We start from the raw sequence: 24,683 nt of genomic DNA, 5'->3' as shown, positions 1-24,683 counted from the left end.
TCGATGCTTCAGCCACCGGCACGATCTTCCAACGCTGAGACTGTGACGATAACACAGGAGTCGTCAGTTTCGTCCTATCGGCTGCGTCAATTTCCTTGCTGGGCGGCCGATCTCCAAAATCCAACATTGACGTTGACCGAACTTCCACACCCATTCGTTAGTAATTTGTTGACCATAAGCTGGCTTTATTGAGCCTGATGGATGCGGCGTTTCCCGCCCGTCATCGCGTGTTTGGGGTAGGACGGTTGGTGGTGTTGACGAATTCAAGACAAGGATTGTCGGGCGGAATTGCCGCGCTTCTGTCGCGTGTAAAACGCGTTGCAACACAGACCATTCTGCCGGCTCTGCTTGCGTTTCCCGCGCTCGTCGGCACCGCATCCTTCGCCTCAGCCGAAGACCGCGCCCTGAAGCTGTTCTTTACCCACACGGGCGAGAAGGCGACGATTACCTATAAGCGGGATGGAAAATTCGATCCCAAAGGGCTCGCACAGATCAATCGGTTCCTGCGCGACTGGCGGAGGAACGAGCCGACCCGGATGGATCCGCGGCTGCTCGACCTGGTCTGGGAGGTGTACAAGCGCAGCGGCGGCAAGGATTACATCCATGTCGTTTCGGCCTATCGCTCGCCTGCCACCAACAACATGCTGCGCAACCGCTCGCGCATCACCGGGGTCGCCAAGAAGAGCCAGCACATGCTGGGCAAGGCGATGGATTTCTACGTTCCCGGTGTGAAGCTTTCGACGCTGCGGGCGATTGCCATGCAGATGCAGGTTGGCGGTGTCGGATATTATCCGACCTCAGGATCGCCCTTCGTCCATCTCGATGTCGGCAATGTCAGGGCCTGGCCGCGCATGTCGCGGCAGGAACTTGCCCGGATCTTCCCGAACGGACAGACGATGCATCTTCCGGCCGATGGCCGGCCGCTGCCGGGATATAATCAGGCGGTTGCGGACTACCGAAAGCGCGTCGGCCCCACCGCGATCGAGATCGCCAGCACCGCCGGAGAAGACGATGACGCGGCAGGCCCGACCATGCGGGGCGGAGACACCACCGACGGCAAGCTCGTGACGGCGCTTCTGCCGACGCCGAAAAGCCGGGCGTTGAACGCGCTCGCGCTGCAGACCGGCGCGGGCGAGCGGGATGACAATGGCGCCGCATCGGATGTTTCACCCTTGCCGATTCCAATACCGGCGATGCGCCCGCCTTCCCTTGCGCATGAGACGAGCCCCGATACAGAACTCAAGACGGCCTCGATCGGCTCGATTGCCGCACTTGCGGAAAACCAGACCTCGGCATTGCCTGTTCACGCCCGCTTCCATCCCCGCCTTGCTGCCCCGGAGGCCGCCAGGCCGGCCGCTCGTATCATCGCCTCGCTGCCGATGACCGCTTCCTGGGAGGAAGCCAATTTCCTGAGTTCGACGTCCGAGGCGGCGCTGATGAAATGGGCGCTGCATTCTCCAGGCGAAGCGACAGGATTGAGCGCGCCGCGTGTCTCGCCCCGCACGGTCCATCGAGAGGCAGTCGCGACGTCAGCGAAACAGGTGACCACGATCGCCGCCGGAGGCCCGTTCGATGCCAGCCGGTTTACATCGCCTCCGGAGGGTTGACCTCAGTCGTCAGGCTGATGCGCTGCGCCCGTGGCAACAACGTTCGGATGTCTTTCTCACGCCAGCCGCAGGCAGAAGGCTTCGAGGGATGGCGGCGGGCGGCCAGTTTTGAGGCGTCTCGCTTGGTTCGAAAGGGTACGGGAACCCAGGGGATAGCTCCCCGTTATAACCGCGGGATCGCACAGGTGGCCCCATTTTGGGTACGTCCGCTCTTCCTTCCTGGCGATCCCGTCCTTTCCCCTCATTGCCCCGTTTCGGCGGGGCTTTCTTTTGCCGCGTCCAGCCGGCTTGCGGTCAGTCGCAGACGATGCCGTAGATTTCGCGATATTGATCCAACTGTTCTTTCGGTCCGGCCAAGAGCAGCGGGCAGGCGGTATAGTTGCCCTTGATTTTCCCATTCTCGACATAGAGCCAGTCGAAGATATCCGACTTCGCGAACTCGACGCGATCCCCTTGCTTGATGTTGTGGATGTATTCCGGCCTATCGCCAAGAAGTGCGGTGAAATGATCACCCGACGCCTCGATCTGGTAGACCCACATGAATTCTACCTCCGGCGCCATCTGGTCGGTGGTCAGCGCCACGCCCTTATCCTTGTCCTTGAAACCGAGCTTGAGGCTGTAATTATCGGTTCCCGCCGGTGGGTTTTGCAGTTTCTCGAAGAAGCCGTCCAGCTCCCTTATCGATTTCTCATGGGCCTTGGCCATGGCCGGATCGCCGGGCGCGATCTTCTGGACATTGGGATTGTCTTGGGCGCGCGCGCGTTCGGCGGGAATGACCGACATGGAGAGCACAAGCATTGAGAGGAGTGAAATGACACTGCGCAACATTCGATGGGGCCTTAAATCGTTGTGACTATACGACGCAACATAGCTATCTCCGGTTGATCTTCAATATCGGCTTGATGCACCGGCGCCGCCGCTGCTAGCGTTCCGATGCTGGAACATCTTTGCCTCTCTGCGGTCGAAGCGCGGGAAAGCCTCGTACCCACATCGAATGACTGGCGTTCCCTTCGGCTTGAGCGTTTACTGTACTCTGGCGGAGGAGGCAAACCATGGCCATGTATCTCACGCGTTTCAGCTACACGCCCGAGACCTGGGGGCGCATGATCGAAAACCCCGAGGATCGCCGGGATGCAGCCCGCAGCTACATCGAATCCGTGGGCGGAAAGCTCCATGGGTTCTGGTACGCCTTCGGCGAGCATGACGGCTGGAATTTGTGGGAAGCGCCCGACAACGTCTCGATGGCGGCTGTCACGCTTGCGATCGGCGCTGGAGGGGCTCTCCGCTCTATCGAGACCACTGTCCTTCTCGACGTCGAGGATACGATCCAGGCCTTGGAAAAGGCGAAGACGATCCGCTATCGTCCACCGGCGGCGTAGGCCGACCGCCCTTTCCGAAAGCCGGTTTCGCTGCTGCTATGCGAGCTGACGACTAAAGGCGTCGTCGCCTACTCGCCGAGGCTGTCGCGGATCACTTCGATCAGCGCCGCTCCGACCAGTGTGCCGAAGACGGTACCGATATCGTCGGCGAGTTGGCGGCTGACGATATTGGTGGAAACGGCGCAATCCATTGGCCATTCATCAGGCGCAACACTCCCGGAGTAAGCATGGCAGCATACGGGGCGACACCATCTCGTTGCCGCTGACCCGCGTTAGCATCGTGTTAGCGCGATCCATCTACTGTGACGACGCCAAGGGAAACTCGGTCATCTATTGCAACCGGGGCAAGCGGAGTGGCGACGAGCCCTGAAACGTCGACAGACGGAGGTTACATGAAACTGGTTCCAGGCGGCTTGATATTGTCCTCTGCCATACTGCTGTTCGGCGCGCCGGCATTCGCCGCCTCTGGCGGATGGCAGACGGATGGCCAGGGCACGAGATACTGGCACGTCACGCCAGGGCCCGGGCAATGCAATATAAGCCAGGCAAGAAATCTGGCGCTTCGGGCCGGCATCTATCGCAGCGAGATCATACAGCAGGATGAGAATGTCATCGTGCTCAGAGGTCTGGATCAATCGGGCGACCGGCGAGTGATCGGCTTCGCCAACATCAGGGGATGCCCCGAGTTGGAGGGCTATGAGGATCCGCGCCCCTGAGGGCACGGTCGGGGTTTGATCGCCGAACGTTGCGACTGGAAATGCTGCAGGCCACCCGGCCATGGTAGGCCAGCTTGCGCCGATATCTCCGTGACATGCCCAGCAGAGAGCAATGTCGGTCCGGATGTCAGCAATGGCGTCGTCGCCCCTACTCGCTCTGCCTGAGATTGCGAATCCGGTCGAACAGCACCGCCAGCACGATCGCCCCGCCGATAAACGTCCCCTGCCAGAAGGCGTTGATGCCAAGCAGGCCGAGGCTGTTGCGGATCACCTCGATCAGCGCCGCGCCGACCAGGGCGCCGAAGGCGGTGCCGACGCCGCCGGCCAAGTTGGCGCCGCCGATGACAGCGGCGGCAATGACCTGCAGCTCCATGCCGGCGCCGATATTGGTGGTGACGGCGCCGAGCCAGCCGGTCTGGACGATGCCGGCAATGCCGGCCGAGAGCGCCGAGATCATATAGACGGCGACCTTGATGCTGCGCACGGGAACGCCGGTGAGCGTGGCGGCATGCTCATTGCCGCCGATCGCGAAGATATAGCGGCCGAAGCGCGTCCAACGCAGCACGAAGCCGGTCAAGAGCGCCAGGATGACCATGTAGAGGACGGGGTTGGCGATGCCGAGAAACCAGGCGCCGCCGCCGAGTGCCAGCAGCTTGTCGTGATCGGGGCCGAACTGGAAGACGACGGTGTTGTTGGAGGCGACCATCGCGAGGCTGCGCGCCACAGACAGCATGCCGAGCGTGACCACGAAAGGCGGAAAATCGAGATAGGCGATCATCACGCCGTTGAAGGCGCCGACCACGAGCGCCGTGCCGATCGCCGCCGCTATGCCGATCTCGATGCCGTAACCGGCATGCATGGTGACCGCGAGCACCATGCTGCAGAGGCAGAGCACCGAGCCGACCGACAGATCGATGCCGCCGGTGATGATGACGAGCGTCATGCCGAGCGCGATGATGGCGACGAAGGTGACGTTGCGGGTGATATTGTAGAGGTTCTTCGCCGTCGCGAAGGAATCTGTGGCGACGGAGAGGAAGAGGCACGCGAGAATGACGGCGATCAGCACCCAGAAGGTCTGGCTGCCGACGAACTCCGACAGCCGGCTTCGCTCTCTCTGTGCAATCGTCTGGTCGAGGGTGACTGCCATTATTGACCTTCTTTTCTGCCCGTGAACCAAGCTGCGCCGATCAGACCTGTTCGATGGCGCCCGTGATAAGACCCGTCACTTCCTCCGGCGAACTTGCCGCGATCGCTTTGTCGGCGACTTTCCGGCCGCGGCGCATGACGATCACCCGATCGGCGACGGTGAAAACGTCGGGCATACGGTGGCTGATCAGGACGACCGCGATGCCGCGGTCGCGCAGCTCGCGGATCAGGTTGAGGACTTCGGCCACCTGGCGGACCGAAATGGCCGCGGTCGGCTCGTCCATCAGCACGATCTTCGCCTCCGACAGCATGGTGCGCCCGATCGCCACCGCCTGCCGCTGGCCGCCCGACATTTGCTTGACGAGATCACGCGGGCGGGTTTCCGATTTCAGCTCCTTGAAGATCTCGCCGGCCCGCCGGTACATCGTCTTGTAATCGAGGATGCGGAACGGGCCGATGCCGCGGCGCAGTTCGCGCCCGAGGAAGACATTGGCGGCCGCCGTCAGATTATTGCAGAGCGCCAGATCCTGATGGACGATCTCGATGCCGTGCTGGCGCGCCTCGACCGGGCGATGCATGACGATCTCCTTGCCCTCGAGGCGCATCGTGCCTTCGCTCGGGCGGAAATTGCCGGCGATCATCTTGACCAGCGTGCTCTTTCCCGCGCCGTTATCGCCCATCAGGCCGACGACCTGGCCGGCTTCGAGCGTGAACGACACGTCGTTGACCGCCTGGATGGCGCCGAAATGTTTCGAGATATTGGTGAGTTCGAGAACCGCTGCCAGCCGACCACCCTCCCACGAACCTGCAGGCCTGCCTTCGCCGCCGGCTGCCGATACCCGGCTGCCGGTTGGACGCCTGCGATCTCGCTCGGCCGATCTCCTCCCGGAAAAGCGATTATCTTCATTAATGCAAAAGCACCAGGAATCGTCAATCAAATGTCCGCTAAAACGGCCCCACATCACAAAAATCTATTTTGTACGATAAATACGGATTGACGCCGGAAACGCGCGGATATTAGCTGTTACTGGGAGAGAGGTATGCTGATCCTTGTCACCGGGGCTACGGGCAAGGTCGGGCGGCGCTTCATAACTGGGCTGCTTGACGAGCCGAGATTTTCCAATGCACGCATTCGCGCGCTTTGCCATAATCGCGCGCTTGAAGAGACCGACCGCATCGATGTGGTCAAGGGTTCGATCGCCGACAGCGCTGTCGTGGCCTCGGCGATGGAGGGCGTCACCCATGTGCTGCATCTCGCCACCTGCAAAGAGACGCCCGACACCGTCATGGATGTGACGGTCAAAGGGCTGTTCTGGCTGCTCGAAGCCTTCCGCACCAGCCCGACGGCCGAGCAATTCATCCTAATCGGCGGCGACGCAGGCCTCGGCCATTTCTTCTATCGCCACGACGGGCCGGTGACCGAGGCCACGCCGCATCGCGCCTATCCCGGCTGCTACGCGCTTTCCAAGGTGCTGGAAGAGGTGATGCTGGAGCAGTTTGCCATCCAGTACGGCATCAATACCTGCTGCCTGCGCGCGCCCTGGATCATGGAGAAGGATGATTTCAAATTCACCCTCTCCTTCGGCGACGATCTGTTCGGCGGGCCGGACTGGAAGACGTTCGTCTCCCCGGCCGAGGCCGAACGATACGCCCGCGCGGGTACGGTGCCGCTGCTGCACGATGCCGACGGGCGGCCGCTGAAGCGCAACTTCGTGCATGTCGACGATCTGGTTTCGGCGATATTGGCGGCGATCGACAATCCGCGCGCCAAGGGAGAGCTCTTCAATATCGCGATGGATCGTCCCGTCGATTATGGGGAAGTCGCCGCCTATCTCGCCCGCACGCGCGGGCTCGGCTCGGTCGACATTGCAAGCCAGTTCCACTCCAACTGGATGGACAACAGCAAGGCGAAATACCTGCTGGACTGGCGCCCCGTCTACGATCTGGAAAAGCTCATCGATTCAGCCTGGGAATACCGGCGTTCAGGGGAGGAGCCTCGTATCGTCTGGTATCCCGGTTGATTACGCGGCGGGCAATCGTGCCCGCTTTCAAAGGGAGGAAGCTATGAGGAAGGCATTATTGCTGACAGCTGCCGCAGTCCTGGCGTTCACGGCCGGCGAGGCCATGGCCGCCAAGAAGCAGCTCGTCATCGTCGTCAAGGGCCTCGACAACCCGTTCTTCGAGGCGATCAACCAGGGTTGCCAGAAGTGGAACAAGGAAAACGCATCCGCCGAATATGAATGCTTCTACACCGGCCCGGCATCGACCTCCGATGAAGCCGGCGAGGCGCAGATCGTCCAGGATATGCTTGGCAAGGCGGATACGGCGGCGATCGCCATCTCGCCGTCGAACGCCAAGCTGATCGCCCAGACGTTGAAGACCGCCAATCCGAGCGTTCCCGTCATGACGCTCGACGCCGATCTGGCGGCCGAGGATTCCGCTTTGCGCAAGACCTATCTCGGCACCGACAACTATCTGATGGGCGCCAAGATCGGCGAATATATCAAGAAGGCCAAGCCGAAGGGCGGCAAGATCTGCACCATCGAAGGCAATCCCGGCGCCGACAATATTCTGCGCCGTGCCCAGGGCATGCGCGATACGCTGAGCGGCAAGAAAGGGCTCGATGCCCTGAAGGGCGAAGGCGGCTGGACCGAGGTGGCCGGCTGCCCGGTCTTTACCAATGACGACGGCGCCAAGGGCGTGCAGGCGATGACCGACATCCTCGCCGCCAATCCCGATCTCGACGCCTTCGGCATCATGGGCGGCTGGCCGCTGTTCGGCGCCCCGCAGCCCTATCGCGACCTGTTCAAGCCGATGGCAGACAAGATCGCCAAGAACGACTTCGTCATCGGCGCCGCCGACACGATCGGCGACGAAGTGGCGATCGCCAAGGAGGGTCTGGTGACCGCGCTGGTCGGCCAGCGGCCGTTCGAAATGGGCTACAAGGCGCCGACCGTGATGATGGACCTGATCGCCGGCAAGAAGGTCGACGATCCTGTCTTCACCGGGCTTGATGAGTGCACCAAGGATACAGTGGATACCTGCATTCAGAAGTGATGCGGCTGGGAGCGTCCGCGCGAGCGGGCGCTCTGGACATCACGCTTGCGCAAAGAGCCAATCGGAAAAGGCGCGCATGGCCGGGGTGACCGGCCGTGACTGCAGACGTGTCAGCCAGTAGCTTCCGAGCGATATGGTGGGGGTAAAGGGCTGAACGATCGCACCTGACGAGAGGTGCCTGGAGAACATCGAGGGCGGCGCCAGCGCGACGCCGAGCCCCTGCAGGGCGGCCTCCATCATGGCGACGGAGGAATCGAAGACGATGCCGGCATTGACCTGTGCCGCCGGCGGCACCCCGGCGGCGGCAAACCAGGTGCTCCATTCATCCGCGCGGTAGCTGCGCAGCAGCGTTGCCCCGGCAAGATCTGCCGGCGTCCGCAGATCGTCGGCCAGTTCGGGGATGCAGAGGGCCGAGAGCGGCGCCTCGAACAGGTGCTGCGCCTCGGTGCCGTGCCATGAACCGCTGCCGAAGCGAATGGCAAAGTCGAGCCCCTCGGCGGCGGGATCGACGCGGTTATTGTTGGTGGAAACCCGTATGTCGATGAAGGGATGCTGGCGCTGGAAATCGGCAAGCCTCGGCAGGAGCCAGCCGACCGCGAAGGTGCCGACGACGCCGAGGAACAGCAATTCACGGACCTGTCCGGCCTCGATCCGGTCGAGCGTCGTCGCCATTTGGTCGAAGGAGGCGGTCACTGTCGGCAGCAGCGCCTCGCCTTCCGCGGTGATTTTCAGGCCGCGCGGCAGACGCTGGAACAGCGCGACGCCGAGCCGCTTTTCCAGCCCCTTGACCTGCTGACTGACGGCCGCCTGAGTGACGCAGAGCTCGATTGCGGCGCGGGTAAAGCTCAGATGCCGTGCCGAGGCTTCGAAGGCTCTGAGGCCGTTCAAGGGGAGGAATTGGCGAACCATCGAAGCCCGAGAATTTCTTGCAGCTGCTGCGAGATATCATCGTTTGCCCCTGGAAAACAGGGCCGCTAATCGCCTTCCAGGGCGCATTTTGCGCTTGTGGCGACCGCCCTGGCGATGTGGAGGATGATTGTGAGAAACCTTGGCATAAAATTTTTGTCGGCAGCTTTGATCTCGGCATGCGCTGCAGCAAGCGGCTTTGCCGCCGATGAGGCGGAGGTGCGAGCGATCGCGGATGCGGCGATCAAGCCGATCATGGAAAAATACGCCATTCCCGGGGTGGCCGTCGGCATCACCGTCGGCGGCCGCGATCATATCTTCACCTACGGCGTCGAATCAAAGGAGACGGGCAGACCGGTGGCGCCGACCACGCTCTTCGAACTTGGCTCGATCAGCAAGACCTTCACCGCGACGCTCGCCTCCTACGCCGAGGCGACGGGAGAGCTCTCTTTGTCCGACCCGGTGGCCAAACATCTTCCTGCGATGAAGGGAAGACCGTTCGGTGATGTCGCGCTGATCGACCTCGGCACCCATACGGCCGGCGGTTTTCCGCTGCAGGTGCCCGACGATCTCAAAAGCGAAGGCCAGCTGATGGCATATCTCGCGGCCTGGCGCCCCTCCTACGCGGCCGGAACCCGGCGCAGCTATGCCAATCCGAGCATCGGCATGCTCGGCTTCATCACGGCGAAAGCCATGCGCGGCGATTTCGCGGATCTGATGGAAGGCAGGCTGTTTTCCGCGCTCGGCTTGAGCAGCACCTATCTCAGCGTGCCGAAGGCGAGGCAGGGCGATTACGCCCAGGGTTATAAGCGCAGCGGCGAGCCGGCAAGGCTGACGCCGGCCCTGCTGTCTGCCGAGGCCTATGGGGTAAGGTCCACCGCCGGCGACATGATCCGCTTCGTCTGCGCCAATATGGGCATGGCGAAGCTCGACGGAAAACTGCAGCAGGCGATCGACAAGACCCACACCGGTTATTACAGCGTCGGGGCGATGGTCCAGGATCTGATCTGGGAGCAATATGCCTATCCTGTCCCCCTGCAGAGCCTGCTTGAGGGCAATTCGCCGGCAATGCTGAAGACCACCTCGGTCGCCGCTCTGCAACCCCCGATGGCGCCTCGCGGCGATGTCTGGATCAACAAAACCGGCTCGACCAATGGCTTCGGCGCCTATGTCGCCTTCATTCCCAGCAAGCGCGTCGGCCTCGTCATCCTGGCCAACAAAAACTACCCCAATGAGGATCGGGTTGCCGCGGCCTATCGTGTATTGACGGCGCTTGCGATCGATTGATCGAAAACAGCGCCACGGAGGCGGGAGCAGGCTGCCTGCCGCGTCCTGCCACCATCCGAACCGACGCGCCCTACTCGAGAGTCGGACTTTAGCCCGATGTGCGCCTTCGCCCGTGTGATAGAGAAGAGGAATATGCTGCGACGCAACAGGGCCACAATCTTGCGAAATACACAAATCGAGCGGGACGGCAGCAGCTGCATTGCCCTGTTCGCTGCCCCGCCCTTCAACAGGGACAATACTACCTGGGGTAACACGCATTAATAATTAAGATTAATGAGCGAGTATTTTCTCGCATTCTTCGAGGTAATTGCCAGTTCTTACAGGTGATGCTAATGGATAATCACCTTTCTTCAAGTCAAGAGGCACAATCCAGTGAAAAGTGTATTGATATCTGGCGGAGCAGGGTTCATCGGTTCGCATCTATGCGATCGGCTTTTGCTTAGGAACGACGTTCAGAAGCTCGTCGTTGTTGACAATCTCTGGACAGGACTTTTCGAGAATATTTCGCACATCAGAGATCCGCGCTTTCACTTCGTGAGATCGGACGTCGAGACCTTGCAGACCTCGGAAAAATTCGACGAGATCTACCATCTCGCCTCCCCCGCATCGCCGCCCTGGTACATGAAGGAACCGAAGCGGACGATTTCGGCGAACCTGCTCGGCGCCTTCCGGCTTCTCGATCTGTTGAAGAAGGGCGGGCGCTTCGGTTACACCTCCTCCTCGGAAATCTACGGCGATCCTCTGGTGTCGCCGCAGCCGGAATCCTACAAGGGGCAGGTCGACTGTACCGGCCCGCGCTCGTCCTACGACGAGAGCAAGAGATGCACCGAAGCGCTGCTGTTCGAGATGCAGCGCACCAAGGGGCTGAACGTCAAGGTTATCCGCCCCTTCAATATTTACGGTCCGCGCACCCGGCCCGACGACGGCCGCGCCGTCTCCAATTTCGTCACTCAGGCGCTTTCGGGCCGCCCGATCACCGTATTCGGCGACGGCAAGCAGTCGCGCAGCTGGGGTTATGTCGACGACATCGTCGATGGTTTCGCCCGCTATTTCTGGATCAACGAGACCGACTACAAGGGCCCCCTAAATATCGGCAACGACCGCGAGATCACCGTTCTCGAAGTCGCAAAATATGTTTCCAAGCTGGTCGGCGGCGTGCCGATCGTCTTTGAGCCGTCGCCGCCGCAGGATCCGACCAACAGGCGGCCGGACCTGACGCGCGCCTACGCCGTCATGCCCGAGTGGTCGTGCAAGGTCAGCTACGAACAGGGCGTGGCGATGACGCTCGACTGGTTCAGAGAAAAGATAAAGGTGGGGGCGGCCTGATAACCGCCGCGGTTTTAAGGCCCTTCCCGCATTCCGGGCAGGGCCTTGTGCCAGCCTGTGCTCGTGGCGCGTTGAGAGAGTAACGATGCAGGAAATCATTCCGTCCGATCTGGCGACTGTCAATTTCCCCGTGCCGATTCACTATCTCGATCTCGCATCGCATCAGTCGGATGCCGTCACCGCGCCGATATCGGCCGGGTTGGCGGTCTTTCTCGCCGACGGCCTCCCCGTCGGACAGGCCTATGTCGACCGGCCTGAAGCCGCGGCCGAGCTTGCCGGACGTGCCGTGCGGCCGGATACGCTTGCGCATGCGCGTGAGGTCGCCCAGCAGCCTCTTCAAAATCGCAATGTCAGCATTCTGATCTGCACCAAGGACCGGCCGGAAGAGCTGCGCCGGTGCCTCGCCTCGATCCCCGAACAATCGCTGAAGCCGGCCGAAATCATCGTGGTCGACAATGCCTCTTCAGGCGAAGCGACCCGCCGCGTGGTCGAGGAAGCAGGCGCCACCTATGTCCGCGAAGACCGGGTCGGGCTGGATTTTGCCCGCAATGCTGCCATCCGTGCGGCGAAAACCGAATTCGTCGCTTTTTCCGACGACGACGTCGTTCTCCACCAGCGATGGCTGGAGAACCTGATGAAGGCGTTCGACCGGCCGGAGATCGGCTGCGTCACCGGCCTGATCCTGCCCGGAGAACTGGCAACGCCGGCGCAGTTCATCTTCGAAAAGCACTGGGGTTTCGGCCGCGGTTACATCAGGCAGGATTTCGGCCGGGATTTCTACGACAGCCACAGGCGCTACGGCGCGCCGGTCTGGACGATCGGCGCCGGCGCAAGCCAGGCCTTCCGCCGGAAGGTATTCGACGAGATCGGCCTGTTCGACGTCCGCCTCGATATGGGGGCGGCCGGCTGCTCGGGCGACTCCGAATATTGGAACCGCCTGCTGCATCACGGCCATGTCTGCCGTTACGAGCCGACCGCCGTCTCCTGGCACTTTCATCGCAAGGATATGAAGGGGCTCGCCAGGCAGATCGAGCAATATATGAGCGGCCATATCGCCGCGCTGCTGGTGCAGTATCAGAACACCGGCAACGGCGGCAATCTCCGGCGCATCCTCATCTCGTTCCCGAAATATTTCGCCGGCAGGCTGCGCAAACGTCTGCGCAGGGGCGCCACTTCGCACGATTTCTTCCTGAAGCAGGAGATGCTCGGCAGCGTCAACGGCGCGCTCTACGTCCTGCGCCGCTGGAAGATGCGCGCATGGTGACAGCTATGGCGCCGGAAATTTCCTTCCTCATTCCTGCATACAATGCACAGGACACGCTTGCCGAAGCGCTCGCCAGCCTGCAGCGGCAGACGAAAGCGAACTGGCAGGCGGTGGTGGTCGACGACGGTTCGAGCGACCGCACCTGGGAGCTGGTTGAGGCGCTTGCCGCAGCCGACAGCCGCATTGTCGCCGCCCGCCAGGCCAATACAGGTGCTGCGGCGGCCAGAAACCATGCCGCCCGCCTGGCCGCCGCCCCCCTGCTCTGCATGCTCGATGCCGACGACTGGCTGGATCCGGCCTTCATCGAAACCATGCTGCCGATGGCGGCGGATGGATCGCCGCCCGCCATCGCCTATTGCTCCTACCGCCGCGTCGCCCCGGACGGCCGGCTGATGCCGGTGGAACAGGCGCCGCTGCTTGCCGGCGATGCCGCCAAGCGCGAATTCTCGTCCTTCTGCGCGCTCGCCATTCATACGGTGGTCTTCCCCAAAAGCCTTTTCGAACGGGTTGGCGGCATGGATGAGAGCCTGCAGACCTGCGAGGAGTGGGATCTCTGGCTGCGCATGGCCTTTGCAGGGGCAGAATTTCGCCGCGTCGACGCCTGCCTGGCTTTCTATCGCATGAAGCCGGGCTCGCTTTCCGGCGATCCGGCGAAACTGGTGCGTGACGCCATTTGCGTGACGACGAAGGCCGAGGCGCTGCTCATGCAGCACGGTTTGCAGGCCGAGGGTACGGAGACCGGATGGGTCACGCCCGCCATCAGCAGACTGCGCATGCTCGCCTGGGTCCTGGCGGCCAAGCACGATCCGACCTTGGATATTGGGGCCCTGGCCGCGCTCCTGCCCGACATGACGGATGCGGCGGGCTATGAGAGCTTTTTTGTCAACGTCATCATGCACGGGTTGCGGACCGGGCTATTGGCCAATCAGCCCGATGACCTCATCGATTCACTCGACACCTGGCAGCCGACTTTTCTTTCGCTTGTCGACCTGATCCAGCGACATTCCTTCCCCGGCACCGGGCGGAAGATCCTGGAACAGGCCACCTGGCGGCTAACGGCTGCGAACCTTTCGCGCTCCTTCACCCTCGGCAGTATCCAGGTGGTTAGCGTCGACCTCAACAGGCTTTCCAGGATCGGCAAGGCTGAGCAGGCCGACACGCTTATAATGCACGCCTTCTCGGGAGAACAGCATGTTGGCACCTTCGTCGGGCCGCTCTGGGGCGATCTGTCGATCCGGGCGCAGATCCGGCTGATCATACAGGAAATGCAGGCGGGAGAAGATCTCGAGCAACAGCGCACGCTCACCTATGCCGCTGCGTGGACGAAGGAGGCATTGCGCGGCTACCGAACCTTCGGCGGCCTCATTCTCCGCAGTGGCCAGCGGCGGGCTCGCCTCGAAAAGCTGCTGGTGCGGACTGGCCGCAATGCCGTCCTGGCCCAAGCGCCGGGCGACAGTCAGGATAATGATGCCCGGCTCTCCGACATCCTGCGCGGCCTCGAACGCGGCTTGCCGCCGGTGCGACATGCAGCCGGCGCGGCGCCGCGGAAAGAAAAGCCGGCTCCGCAGGCGCAGTCGGCGGAAGACTATTGGGAGCAGATTTTCGAACGGCCGGATCCATGGAATTACCTCTCGGTCTACGAGCAGGTCAAATATGCCCAGACAATGAGCCTGATCCCTCAGGGAACCGAAACGGCTCTGGAACTTGCCTGCGCCGAGGGGATCTTCACCGAGAAACTGGCGCGCGCGGTCGGCCGGGTGACGGCCACCGATATTTCGCAGCGGGCGATCGACAGGGCATCCAAGCGCTGCCGCGATCTCTCCAATGTCGAGCTCCGGGTTCTCGACTTCGTCAGACAACAGCTCCCCCCCGATCAGGATCTCATCATCTGTTCGGAAGTGCTCTATTACATGAAGGATGAGGAGATGCTTGCGGATGTCTGCCGCAAGATGGCGGCGGCGCTGAAGCCGGGGGGATGTCTGATCACCGCACATCCGCATCTGCGCCAGGACGAGCCCGGGCGATCCGGTTTCGATTGGGACCATCCCTTCGGGGTCGCGACGATCAGACGGGTTCTGACCGAACAGGCGGGGCTTGCCCTCGAAGAGACGATCGACACCGCGCTTTATGCCATCCACCGCTTCCGCAAAGCCACCGTGGCCGATTCCGTCCTGCGGGTCGAGACGCATGGGACGCCGCTGGACGTCGATGTGGCAAAGCACATCATCTCAGGACCGGCGGGCATCGCGCGCGAGACGGCATGGGCAACCGAGGTGACGACCTCCATCCCTATCCTGATGTATCACCGGATCGCCGAGGACGGCCCCGCCGCGCTGCGGCGCTTCCGCACGCCGCCGGAGATGTTCCGCAAGCAGTTGCAATTCCTGCGCCGGCACGGCTATTACGCCGTGACCGCGCCGACGCTCGCCAATCTCTTGCGCAGCGGCAAGCCGATCCGGGGCAGGCCCGTCATGCTGACCTTCGACGATGCCTATCTGGATTTCCGCACCAACGCCTTCCCGATCCTGGCCGAGAATGATTTCAGCGCCGACGTCTTCGTCGTCACCGACAAGGTCGGCGGCCGCTCGGACTGGGATTGCGCCTATGGCGAGCCGGCGGCGCTGATGGCGTGGCCGGATATGCAGGAACTGCAGCAGAAAGGCATCAGCTTCGGCTCCCATCTCGCCTCCCACACGCCGGCGAGCGCGATGGAAAACGATGCCTTGCTCACCGAAGCGCTGCGGTCGCGCCATGCGCTGGAAAGCCGCCTGGGCAGCCCCGTGGTTTCGATCGCGCTGCCCTACGGTGCCACCGACTTCAGGGCACCGGGCATTCTTTCCCTTGCCGGCTACACGATCGGCTTCACCACACGCGCCGCGACGGCCGCCTTTTCCGACAATGTCTTCGGCCTGCCGCGCCTCGAAGTTCGTGGCGACCGGCCGCTTGAAGCCTTCCCCGCACTGATGGGCCTGCCCGGAGCCTTTATCGGATGACAATCATCAGCACCGCAGCGCCCCCCCTGATCACCGTCGTCATCCCGGCCTACAACGCCGAAAAGACGCTTCTCGAAACGTTGCAAAGCGTCTCGAACCAAACCTACGACAAGCTCCAAATCCTTGTGGTCGATGACGGATCGCGGGACGGCACCTTCGCGCTTGCGAGCGACTACAGCCTCACCGACCGCCGTGTCCGAGTCCTCCGGCAGGTCAATGGCGGCGTTGCCCGGGCCCGCAATCACGGCATCACCGAGGCGCGGGGCGTCTATGTCGCCCCTGTCGACGCCGACGACATATGGCATCCCGAGAAGATCGAGCGCCAACTGCAGTCGCTGCGAAAATATCCCGGCGCCCATGGCGTCGCCTACAACTGGTATGCGGCAATCGACGAAAACGGCGTCATTTTCGGCCATTCACGCCCGGTCCTGCATGAAGGCAACATCTTCGAACCGCTGCTGCGGGAGAACTTCATCGGCAATGGCAGCACGCCGCTGATGCCGCGCGCCGAGGTTCTGCGCTGCGGCGGCTACGACGCCGGCCTGCGCGACAGCGGCGCCGAGGGCTGCGAGGATCTGAAGCTCTATCTCGCCTTGGCCGAGAGCCTGCCCTTTGCGCTGGTTCCGGATTTCCTAACCGGCTATCGCTTCACCCGGGGAAACATGTCGAGCAACGCCTATCGGATGCTGCAATCCCACGCCCTGGTGATGGCGCCGATCATCGAGCGCTACCCGGATCTGAGGCGCGATATCCAGACCGCCAAATTTCACACGACGCACTGGTATTTCAACAAGGCCCTTGCAAACCGCGATTATGCCCAGATCAAGAAGCTGGCGCCGATGATGGCGATGCAATATGGCCCGCAGCTGATTGTTCATGGCCTGCAGCAGAGCTTTCGTCTGGCAAAACGCCATGGCGTGCGCATCGCAAGACAGATCCTGCGAAAGCCTTCCCGATCGAAGACTCGCTTGGCGGGTGCCGCCGTTCCTGAGGCCGGCACCCCGTTCAGCAATCGTTTCACGCCGCTCGGCGGGGTGCACAGCCCGACATTGTCGCGGATGGCCGACAATGAATAGGTTTCGGAAATCCACCTCCCGCCCGGCCGGCGCCTACAACATGGTCATCGCGGCCCGCTACCGCGAGCTTCTTCAGCTCGTGCCGGCGCTGCGGCTGAAAATGACGGTGATGATCATCCTCGGCATCCTCACCGGTTTTTCGGAGATGGTCGGCATCACCTTTCTGGTGAGCCTCGTCTTTGTTCTTGGCCAGCAGAGACCAGGTTCCGGCTCCGCCGTTGCCGGGCTTCCGGCGTTTTTCGGCGGCCTTGATCTCAGCCTTTCCAAACCGGTGCTGATTGGCATCCTCATCGGCTCCATCCTGCTGCGCATTCTTCTGGGATTCGTCAATTCGCTGATCACAAGCGCGATCAACCACAAGATCAGCGATCGCATGCGCGACCGCCTCTACGCCAAAATCCTGACTATCCCGTTCCAGCGCTTTCAGCACTATGAACGCAGCGATCTGATGAATGTGATCGCCACGGAAGCCTATGCGGTATCCTCGGCACATGCGAGCCTGGTGCGTCTGGGTGTCAATTTCGGCACGATCGTCATCTTCGGCATCGGCATGCTCGTCTTGGCCTGGCCGATCGCCTTGCTCGGGCTTGTCTTCGGCTTCGTCCATAACTTCGCCTTGGGCTTGTTTGCCGGCGCCTATCGGCGCCTCGGCGTTTCGGCACTGGCCGCCGTCGAAGCCTTGACGCAGCTGAGCTGGACGACGCTGCAGACCTTGAAGGCGGTCAAAAGCTTCGGTCTCGAGCAGCGCCACCAGCAGCTCTTCGCAGCACTTTCCAGCGAGGTCGGCCGGACCTGGCGCCACTCGGACTGGATGGGGGCGGCGACCTCGCTGTTGAGCGAAATCCTCACCTTCGGGATCATCCTGACGATCATCCTGTCCTCGGAATTCCTGCCGGTGGATTTCAAGGCAGCGCTTTCGGCCACCATCCTTCTTTACAGGCTTCAGCCGCATATCAAGGGATTCGACTCCCAGATCCTGCGTCTTTACGAGATGGAAGCGTCGCTGCAGAACGTGCTGGCGCTGCTTTCCGAAAAGGACGACGCCAAGCAGGCCGCGCAAGGTGTTCCGGTCCCCCGCCTGGCGGAAGCCATCGTCTTCCACGACGTCTCCTTCACCTATGAGCAGGCGAACGCGCCGGCCGTTCAAAACCTCAACTTCTCGATCAAGGCAGGCGAAACGACGGCTCTGACCGGGCCAAGCGGCTCCGGCAAAACGACAATCCTGAACATGATCCTCGATCTCACCCGGCCGACGCGAGGCCGGATCACCATCGACGGCAGGGACCTCGCCGATGTCGACCGCGCGAGCTGGCTGCACCTGCTCTCGGTCTCGGGCCAGGATGTCGAACTGATGGAGGGCACGGTCTTCGACAACATCCGCTTCCGTCGCGATATCTCCGATGAGGACGTCAGGTGGGCCGCCGATGTCGCCTGCGCCACGGAATTCATCGAAAACCTGCCGGAAGGCTTCGACGAATGGCTGGGCGACGAGGCGGTGCGGCTTTCAGGCGGACAGCGCCAGCGCATCGGCCTGGCGCGTGCGCTGGCCGGCCGGCCGCAGATCCTGCTCCTGGACGAAGCCACGAGTGCGCTCGATGAAAATACCGAGATGCGGGTGTTTTCGGCAATCAAGGAAGATCCCGGCCGAACGCTGATCGTCGTCAGCCACCGCCCTGCGGTCGCCAGGATGATGAGGAACCAGATCGATCTTCGCCCGCCAACACTCGCAACCAAACTCGGGTGACGGCGATGGAGATGTCGAGCACGTCAGAAATTTTGGTCGCGGTGGTGATCCCCGCCTACAATGCCAGCGACTATATTGACCAGACGCTTCGGTCCGTCATCGATCAGACCCACAAGGCGCTGGAGATCATTGTCGTCGACGACGGCTCGACCGATGAGACAACCTCCATCTGCCGCCGCTTCGCCGCTGCCGATCCGAGGATCAAGCTTCTTTCGACGGAAAACCGCGGCGTCGCCGCGGCGCGCAATACCGGGATCGCAGCATCGAAGGCCGGCTATCTCGCCTTCCTTGATGCAGACGACCTCTGGCATCCGACGTATGTCGAAAGAATGCTGTCGGCGCTCCATCCGCTGCCCGAGGCCTGGGGTGCCGTTTATGCCCTTCACCGTTTCGTCGATTCCGAGGGATATTGCACGCGGTCCGGCTCGTCGCTCAGCGCTCGCGAGTCCATTCTGATCCGCCATCTCGTCTTCCGCTTCGTCGGCAATGGCAGCGGCTTCATGGTGCGCCGTGCCGTCATCGACAAGATCGGCGGCTACGATCCGAGCTATGCCAATCAGGGAATCGGAGGATGCGAAGACTTCGATTTCGAACTTCGCACCGCCGAGCATTTCAAGATCGAGGCAGTGCCACTCGGGCTGGTGGGCTATCGCGTTCATGCTGCGGCCATGTCTGCCGACAGATCCCGAATGGCGCAATCGCTTCTGGCCGTCTATGAGCGATGCGTCGCGCGCAATCCGCAGCTTCCTGCTTTCGTCGTCAGCTGCGCCCGCGCCTCGGCCCACCTCTATGCATTCTCAAAATTTGCGGCTTTGAAAGATTGGCACAGCGCCGCAATCTCGCTCAAGTACGTCTATCATCATAGTCCATTGCTTGCTGCCAGTGTCATAACCAAACTGATCTTTTCAAAAGCCGCCAGGGCCGCAAACAGGGTGTTGTCGAAAGCCCCGCCGTTCCGGCGGCAAAAGCAGACAAATTTCAGGAAATTCGAGGAAATGGATCCTGTTATACCGCTGGTGGGCGGATGGTCGCGTTTTCGAACGAAAGCCTTGTTCCGGCGCTTGTCGGAGATCGACCGTTGCGGCGGAGATTGCGCTGCGATCTCGAGGAGATAGAGTATTTCCGGCTCTGAAGGCCGGCACCTCCGCTCCATTGTCAACTATTCCTTAAATATCCAGTACAAATCGAACGCCACATAAAATATTTTCCGTCGCGAAAATGACAAAACTGTGGGAAACTATAATCCTCCGCTAATAAGCTGTGACAATATCAAGATTAAGCGCAATCATAGCTACGCACTGTGCAAGCAATCCTACCAGAGGACCCGTCATCCACCCCGGCGGGTCCTCAGCTTTTTGAGGGATGGGTTGTCGCAGGGCGACCGTTATGATCGCTGCATCGGAAAAGAAGTGCTGCGCCGACAGCGATATCCCCTGTTGCGATGGCCTTGCGCAAAACCTGTATATCCGCAAGCAATGATCGGGCACGCGCCCAACGCCAAGTGCTTCCGCTTGGCGCTGACATTACGCGACAGCAATGCGCCCCCATAGAGATAATGTCATTATTATAAAGTGATAGACTAGATCATCTTTATTATTGAAATAGGCACATCTTGCCGTTATTAACCATAAGATAGCCAGTCATCACAAAACAGAAACTTAAGTACAACCGGCATCTGAAATATATATATTTACCTTTTGATAAAATTTTAATTTTATCTTAATTTATATCTAAAGTTATTGCACATGCCGCCCAACGGCAACCGCCTTACATTCTGGTCGAAAAACATAAGAGATCCTCACATTTTTTCCCTCCCTTCCTTCGTCGCAACGACGCGGCAAGGCAACACTAGGGAAGGAACAGCCAGGACTAAATTCGACGATCCCGGCATGAGCTGGCCTCGGAAGTGGGCAACAGAATTCAACTTCGAAGAATGACGATCATGAAGGCGAACGGAGGTTTAACCTCTTGACATATCAAAGGATAATGGCAAGTCACCCCGCAGCGGACAGACCGGCATTGGCAAGCCTTCGACCGGTCACTTCAAATCCGCCAGGCGGCCCGACACCAAAGAGCCGCAGGCTCAGAGACACCCCCTCTCATCGAGCGGCTCCCGGCATGAACAGTCAATCCGCCTGCGCGAATGACTTCACTCAATTCGACACATCGAAATGGCTGTTGACTGACCAATCTGTGTCGAAATGGTCGCACCTCGTCGCCGAATTAACCTTTGATAAAGCATTTGCTTGCTCAACTTATAATTTGTGTCATGTTCACTGCAAGTAGTGAGGAGCTGACCTGATGAGTGATATGGCATCGCAGATTCCGGAATTTGGCTACGATGAACGCGTGATGATCTGCCGCAAACAGATCGAGAAGGCGGTTTATCAGTTCATTGCAAACACGAAGGTCGAGGGGTGCGATCCGGCGGAAGTCGCAATGGCCATCGCGGACATTGCCGACGATTACATTTTACTGCTGGCCCAGAAGCGCAATTTGACCCATTGAGAGCAGCGATCGGCCGGCTCGGCCGATCATCAGACGAGCGCTGAACAAAACTCGCCGCCGTCTCCCCGCCCGGAGACAACGTCAACGAAACCGCTTACCATTCGTTTTAAAGGTCTATTTGCGCCGGGTATCGAATACCGCCCGAATATGCGGCAGCGGCCCAGGACCCACCCCGGATTTCTCCAAGCTATAACCTGGTCGATTGCGGGCCGCCTCCATCCGGGCAGCGCCCATCCATTGCCGCACGGCCAGTGGCCGCCCTCGCCCTTCGAGGTCCCTGCGGGGCACCTCAGGATGAGGGCGGAGAGGCCCGCGGCATTTCTCCGCCAGGCGTAATTGTCAGCGCGGCATCCTCCAACCTCCCTCATCCTGAGGTGCGTAGGCCAAGGGCCGGAGCCTCGAAGGACGCGCAGCCTTGCTTCTTGCATTCATCCCGCCACCAGTGACCGCCCTTGCCCCGGCGGGATGCCTCAGATTGAGGTCGAAGAACGGGGCGCGGCCTTTTTCGCGAAGTGTGTTGCCGCCCCCAGTCAATCGGCCGGGTCCAGCGCGCAAAGCAGACCATCGACGGGTATCGCGGCCAGTCTTTCGCGCTTGATATCGACCCTCCAGGCTTTGACCACGTTCTCCGATCGATAGGAGCCATCCGGCTGTTCCACCATCCTGCCGAGCGCAAAGACAGAGTCCTCAGGAAACCGGCTCGACGAGCAATAGCCCGGTTGCAGAAGTTCGTGGCGGGGACTGGGCTTGGCAATCGTCACTTGATCGATCGTGCTCCAGACGGGAAGGTTTCCATTCCTGCCGGTCTGGCGCTGCAGCACCAGCAAGAGCTTTGCGCCGCATTTGAGCTCGGCTGCCGAATATGCCGGTCCTCCGGCCATTCCGGTCAAGGCCGTTCCGCTGACTTCCACACAGCCATTCGCAGCCGGAGGCGCCAATTTTCCCCGCGCTTCGCTGGCATGGCCGGCGGCCGGGATCAGGGCGAGAAGAGCAGCGACCGCAGGAAGAGAGCGTGACATGTTTTTCCCGCCTCGCACAAAGCAGCTGAATTTCATGCACCACCCCTCAACCCGGAAGAGAAGACCGTAGTCTCCGAGGTGAGTCAATCCCCTGCGATTTGCGCGACTTCGGCCGCGGTCGTTGGTGGCCGACCTCGTCCTTCGAGAGCTCCGAAAGCCAGACTAATGTCTCTTTACGCTCACTTGCGGGACCGGGGAGCTCAATTCCGCCAGATCCCTGGTCAGCCCCTCGCCGACTTCCTGCTTCACCGCCTCGAGAGCAAGATCGAGGCAATTCGTCGCGAATTGCAGTTTGACATCCTGAGCGACCTGTCGCGCATAGGCGATCATTCGCGCCAGTGCGAGCAGTTCGTCCAGACCCTCTTCCGCCCCCAGGTCTGCATTTAAGTTAGCAACCGATGTCACGCCCATGCCCATTTCTCCAACGAACTGAAGGAATATTACGCGGGCTGGCGTCGCCGAGCCCGTGAAAAAAGCGTGACACAACTCTCGGTGACGACTGCCGCTTTTGATTCACAAAGCGGGCCGTGTAGGAAATGCGGTCTCGTGCAATTTCCAGGACAAATCAGCATTCACGCGGAGATCGGCGGCGGCCTGCACCGCTTTTAATAACTCCAGCGCATCGATGCGTTTTTGATCGACGGAATGCGCGACAAGGGCCGTCAATAGTTTGGCGCGATCCGGCGGCGCTATGCCGGCGCATTGCTCGACGATCGCCCGCCACGTCCGCCTCTTGAAGAAGACGGCGCTCGCGGCATTTTCCAGCTCCCGGCGCACCCCTTCCGGGAACAGTTCATTCCTTTCCATGACATCGAGCGTGGCGCTGACATTGACGAGCGGTATCGTCAACGGTTTGCTGCCGAGTCCGCGCGGCGCATGCACGAGCGCGACGGCGGCATCATCGATCAGCCGGCCCGAGCGGTAATCTTCGAAGATGCGGCCGATCCCGATCATGCCGAACGAATGGCATTCTGCAGCCCGCAGCGCACCCATGCTTGCCGCCCCCAGAACCGTCACGCCAAGCGAGAGGGCGCGGAGAATTTCCTTATGCCAGACCGGCGCGGCATATTCGAAGCCGCCGTCGATCAGACCGATGACATTGGCACCCTGCTCCGCCGCAGCCAGAACATCCCCCTGCGTCGCAGGCGGCAGGACGCATATCGCCTCGCCGGCAAGCGCGGCTGCGTCGGGAAGACTTGGTCCTGCGAAGATGATCTTCAAAAGCCGATCGCCCTCGCCAGCGCCCTTGTTCCTAACTGCCGGGCACGCTCCCCTTCCGGATTTTCAAGCGCGGGAATAACCATCTTGACGACGCTGAAGGGAAGCGTGTCCTCGCTGAGGCGTACGGCGATGACCGAACCGATCCCTTTCGTTCGCAAGGCCTCCAGCACATGCTGCAGCATCTGCGCCAGATCCCCTGGCCGATGTTCTGGCGCTGGGCGCGGCGATCCGGGGACTGCCTCGAAGGCTCGCCGCAGCAGCGGCGGCAAGGATCGTGTAAAGGTGGTCGGTGAAATATCGTCCCTGGCTCCGCTGATATAGGTGAGCCGCGATTGCGCGGCTTCCGTTACCGCCCGAATGGCCGCGCGCACGGGAGAGGGATGGGCCCCGGTGCCGCCGGTCACCTCGACGAGGCGGATGTCCCTGCCGCCGTGGCGATGCCGCGGGTCTAGAACACAATCTCCGGGGCCCAGCATGGCGGTGAAGCAGGGAATGGCAATGTCGCTGGTGATATCGAAGAGCCTGAGCGCCAATCCCGACGCTTCGATCTTGCCGACCAACTCGTTCAGGGCGCGATCCTGGAAGCCGCAGGGATCGACGCAACCGGCATAACGATCCGCTTCCGCGCCGACTTGCCACAGCACATGGGCGTCCCGCTCGATCCGCTCGAGCACACCGTGAAAAATCGCTTCCTCGAGGTTGTTTCCCGAGGCCAGGCCGTCCGATGACATCCAGTATCGGGCATCGCGCGTACGGTCGAGAACCACCGCTTCAAAAGGGATATAAATCTGCTCGCCGGTGAGCAAATCGATGCCGGCCACCCAATCCGTCTCCTCGTCTGGGCCGAGCTCGGGTTTATGGATGGCGATCAGGCAGTCCAGCCTATCGATCTCGTATCCCATCGCCCGCAGGCCGGACGCGCTGCCGCGGAACCGATCGACGAAAGGTTCGCCCGCAACGGCCCGCTCCAGGGCTTCCATGACCGTGGACACTTTGGCATCGATATCGGTCAGGCCTTTCCCCTGGGCAATCACGATCGATCGCGAATTCGGGGTATAGGCGCACCAGACGGGGATTCCGACGTCGTCCAGCCCGGTGTGACGCGCAACCCGGGTTATGCCGAACCTGGCCAACAAGGGCTCGACGCGGGAAAGGGTTTCCCGCGGCGATATGATCCTGTCGGAATATATGGACTGGTCCGTCAGAATGCCGGATCAGCCGTCGACGTGGCCGGAAAGAGCGACCTGTGCCGACGAGACGGCGACAGCAAAATCGACGCTCTTCACGAACGTACCACCAGCTTTGCGCAGGCTGCTCGCAGTCGCCAGATCCCCCGTCGGGCTGAGCTGCGTAACCGTGCCCGCATTGAGATCGGCGAGCCAGAGACCCGCCTCACCCGGTATTCCTATGATAACGGCTTTCGCCATGTAATGC

At 61.2% G+C, this 24,683-nt stretch carries 23 protein-coding genes; 13 read left to right on the top strand and 10 right to left on the bottom strand.

The window, feature by feature from the left end; all coding sequences use genetic code 11:
- Window positions 1-197: 197 nt before the first annotated feature.
- Window positions 198-1,607, top strand: a complete 1,410-nt coding sequence (locus tag EFD56_RS26015; protein WP_425376311.1) for a peptidoglycan L,D-endopeptidase MepK — start codon at window positions 198-200, stop codon at window positions 1,605-1,607.
- Between the two features lie 294 nt (window positions 1,608-1,901).
- Here EFD56_RS26015 and EFD56_RS26010 read toward each other — a convergent pair whose 3' ends face one another.
- The gene (locus tag EFD56_RS26010) at window positions 1,902-2,390 is read right to left on the bottom strand and encodes a YegJ family protein (protein WP_245440640.1); all 489 of its coding nucleotides are present in this window, start codon (window positions 2,388-2,390) and stop codon (window positions 1,902-1,904) included.
- A gap of 269 nt (window positions 2,391-2,659) precedes the next feature.
- Between EFD56_RS26010 and EFD56_RS26005 the strand changes: the two genes are divergently transcribed.
- On the top strand, window positions 2,660-2,986 hold the full coding sequence (locus EFD56_RS26005) for a GYD domain-containing protein (RefSeq protein ID WP_064835481.1): 327 nt from the start codon (window positions 2,660-2,662) through the stop codon (window positions 2,984-2,986).
- 68 nt (window positions 2,987-3,054) lie between these two features.
- On the opposite strand, the gene EFD56_RS33495 is transcribed toward EFD56_RS26005, so the two are convergent.
- Complete coding sequence (locus EFD56_RS33495; protein ID WP_016733822.1) at window positions 3,055-3,177, bottom strand: hypothetical protein; 123 nt, start codon at window positions 3,175-3,177, stop codon at window positions 3,055-3,057.
- Window positions 3,178-3,378: 201 nt separating this feature from the next.
- Here EFD56_RS33495 and EFD56_RS26000 point away from each other — a divergent pair, with 201 nt between their 5' ends.
- Window positions 3,379-3,702 (top strand): hypothetical protein, encoded by a 324-nt coding sequence (locus EFD56_RS26000; RefSeq protein WP_126906679.1) that lies wholly within the window; start codon window positions 3,379-3,381, stop codon window positions 3,700-3,702.
- A gap of 148 nt (window positions 3,703-3,850) precedes the next feature.
- On the opposite strand, the gene EFD56_RS25995 is transcribed toward EFD56_RS26000, so the two are convergent.
- On the bottom strand, window positions 3,851-4,849 hold the full coding sequence (locus EFD56_RS25995; RefSeq protein WP_004676291.1) for an ABC transporter permease: 999 nt from the start codon (window positions 4,847-4,849) through the stop codon (window positions 3,851-3,853).
- A 40-nt stretch (window positions 4,850-4,889) separates the two neighbouring features.
- Entirely contained in the window at window positions 4,890-5,810 is a 921-nt protein-coding gene (locus tag EFD56_RS25990) for an ATP-binding cassette domain-containing protein (protein ID WP_126906678.1), read from the bottom strand.
- Window positions 5,811-5,888: 78 nt separating this feature from the next.
- On the opposite strand from EFD56_RS25990, the gene EFD56_RS25985 reads away from it, so the two are divergent.
- Both EFD56_RS25985 and EFD56_RS25980 read left to right on the top strand, forming a co-directional pair.
- Entirely contained in the window at window positions 5,889-6,869 is a 981-nt protein-coding gene (locus EFD56_RS25985) for an NAD-dependent epimerase/dehydratase family protein (RefSeq protein ID WP_126906677.1), read from the top strand.
- Between the two features lie 43 nt (window positions 6,870-6,912).
- Window positions 6,913-7,905: a sugar-binding protein gene (locus EFD56_RS25980; protein ID WP_016733826.1), complete on the top strand. Its 993-nt coding sequence runs from the start codon at window positions 6,913-6,915 to the stop codon at window positions 7,903-7,905.
- A gap of 39 nt (window positions 7,906-7,944) precedes the next feature.
- Here the strand turns inward: EFD56_RS25980 and EFD56_RS25975 are convergent, their stop codons facing one another.
- Window positions 7,945-8,814: a LysR family transcriptional regulator gene (locus tag EFD56_RS25975; RefSeq protein WP_126906676.1), complete on the bottom strand. Its 870-nt coding sequence runs from the start codon at window positions 8,812-8,814 to the stop codon at window positions 7,945-7,947.
- Window positions 8,815-8,937: 123 nt separating this feature from the next.
- On the opposite strand from EFD56_RS25975, the gene ampC reads away from it, so the two are divergent.
- The 8 genes from ampC to EFD56_RS25935 all read left to right on the top strand — a co-directional run bounded on the left by ampC (window position 8,938) and on the right by EFD56_RS25935 (window position 21,009).
- Window positions 8,938-10,098 carry a class C beta-lactamase gene (gene ampC / locus EFD56_RS25970; RefSeq protein ID WP_281040057.1) on the top strand — a complete coding sequence of 387 codons (1,161 nt, stop codon included), beginning with the start codon at window positions 8,938-8,940 and terminating at the stop codon, window positions 10,096-10,098.
- Between the two features lie 372 nt (window positions 10,099-10,470).
- Window positions 10,471-11,424 (top strand): NAD-dependent epimerase/dehydratase family protein, encoded by a 954-nt coding sequence (locus tag EFD56_RS25965; RefSeq protein WP_037116536.1) that lies wholly within the window; start codon window positions 10,471-10,473, stop codon window positions 11,422-11,424.
- An 85-nt stretch (window positions 11,425-11,509) separates the two neighbouring features.
- Window positions 11,510-12,688, top strand: coding sequence for a glycosyltransferase family 2 protein (locus tag EFD56_RS25960; protein WP_126906674.1), 1,179 nt, complete (start codon window positions 11,510-11,512; stop codon window positions 12,686-12,688).
- Window positions 12,682-15,681 (top strand): trifunctional glycosyltransferase/class I SAM-dependent methyltransferase/polysaccharide deacetylase, encoded by a 3,000-nt coding sequence (locus EFD56_RS25955; RefSeq protein WP_184347092.1) that lies wholly within the window; start codon window positions 12,682-12,684, stop codon window positions 15,679-15,681. Before EFD56_RS25960 ends, EFD56_RS25955 begins: the two co-directional genes overlap by 7 nt.
- On the top strand, window positions 15,678-16,757 hold the full coding sequence (locus EFD56_RS25950) for a glycosyltransferase family 2 protein (RefSeq protein ID WP_126906673.1): 1,080 nt from the start codon (window positions 15,678-15,680) through the stop codon (window positions 16,755-16,757). Before EFD56_RS25955 ends, EFD56_RS25950 begins: the two co-directional genes overlap by 4 nt.
- On the top strand, window positions 16,750-18,501 hold the full coding sequence (locus EFD56_RS25945; protein ID WP_126906672.1) for an ABC transporter ATP-binding protein: 1,752 nt from the start codon (window positions 16,750-16,752) through the stop codon (window positions 18,499-18,501). The genes EFD56_RS25950 and EFD56_RS25945 overlap by 8 nt, the downstream gene beginning before the upstream one ends.
- 5 nt (window positions 18,502-18,506) lie before the next feature.
- Window positions 18,507-19,616, top strand: a complete 1,110-nt coding sequence (locus EFD56_RS25940) for a glycosyltransferase family 2 protein (RefSeq protein WP_004676304.1) — start codon at window positions 18,507-18,509, stop codon at window positions 19,614-19,616.
- Window positions 19,617-20,802: 1,186 nt separating this feature from the next.
- Window positions 20,803-21,009: a hypothetical protein gene (locus EFD56_RS25935; protein ID WP_004676311.1), complete on the top strand. Its 207-nt coding sequence runs from the start codon at window positions 20,803-20,805 to the stop codon at window positions 21,007-21,009.
- A gap of 530 nt (window positions 21,010-21,539) precedes the next feature.
- Here EFD56_RS25935 and EFD56_RS25930 read toward each other — a convergent pair.
- The 5 genes from EFD56_RS25930 to EFD56_RS25910 all read right to left on the bottom strand — a co-directional run bounded on the left by EFD56_RS25930 (window position 21,540) and on the right by EFD56_RS25910 (window position 24,676).
- The gene (locus EFD56_RS25930) at window positions 21,540-22,028 is read right to left on the bottom strand and encodes a hypothetical protein (RefSeq protein ID WP_064818813.1); all 489 of its coding nucleotides are present in this window, start codon (window positions 22,026-22,028) and stop codon (window positions 21,540-21,542) included.
- 162 nt (window positions 22,029-22,190) lie between these two features.
- The gene (locus EFD56_RS25925; protein ID WP_126906671.1) at window positions 22,191-22,439 is read right to left on the bottom strand and encodes a hypothetical protein; all 249 of its coding nucleotides are present in this window, start codon (window positions 22,437-22,439) and stop codon (window positions 22,191-22,193) included.
- 102 nt (window positions 22,440-22,541) lie between these two features.
- Window positions 22,542-23,249: a TfuA-like protein gene (locus tag EFD56_RS25920; protein ID WP_126906670.1), complete on the bottom strand. Its 708-nt coding sequence runs from the start codon at window positions 23,247-23,249 to the stop codon at window positions 22,542-22,544.
- On the bottom strand, window positions 23,246-24,421 hold the full coding sequence (locus EFD56_RS25915) for a YcaO-like family protein (RefSeq protein WP_126906669.1): 1,176 nt from the start codon (window positions 24,419-24,421) through the stop codon (window positions 23,246-23,248). Before EFD56_RS25915 ends, EFD56_RS25920 begins: the two co-directional genes overlap by 4 nt.
- A 42-nt stretch (window positions 24,422-24,463) precedes the next feature.
- Window positions 24,464-24,676: a hypothetical protein gene (locus tag EFD56_RS25910; protein ID WP_009999342.1), complete on the bottom strand. Its 213-nt coding sequence runs from the start codon at window positions 24,674-24,676 to the stop codon at window positions 24,464-24,466.
- Window positions 24,677-24,683: the final 7 nt, after the last annotated feature.

It is taken from the genome of Rhizobium phaseoli (assembly GCF_003985125.1).
GTDB classification, from domain to species: Bacteria; Pseudomonadota; Alphaproteobacteria; order Rhizobiales; family Rhizobiaceae; genus Rhizobium; species Rhizobium phaseoli.
Note: the sequence above shows the minus strand (reverse complement) of the source record. Positions and strands in the feature narration are given on the sequence as shown.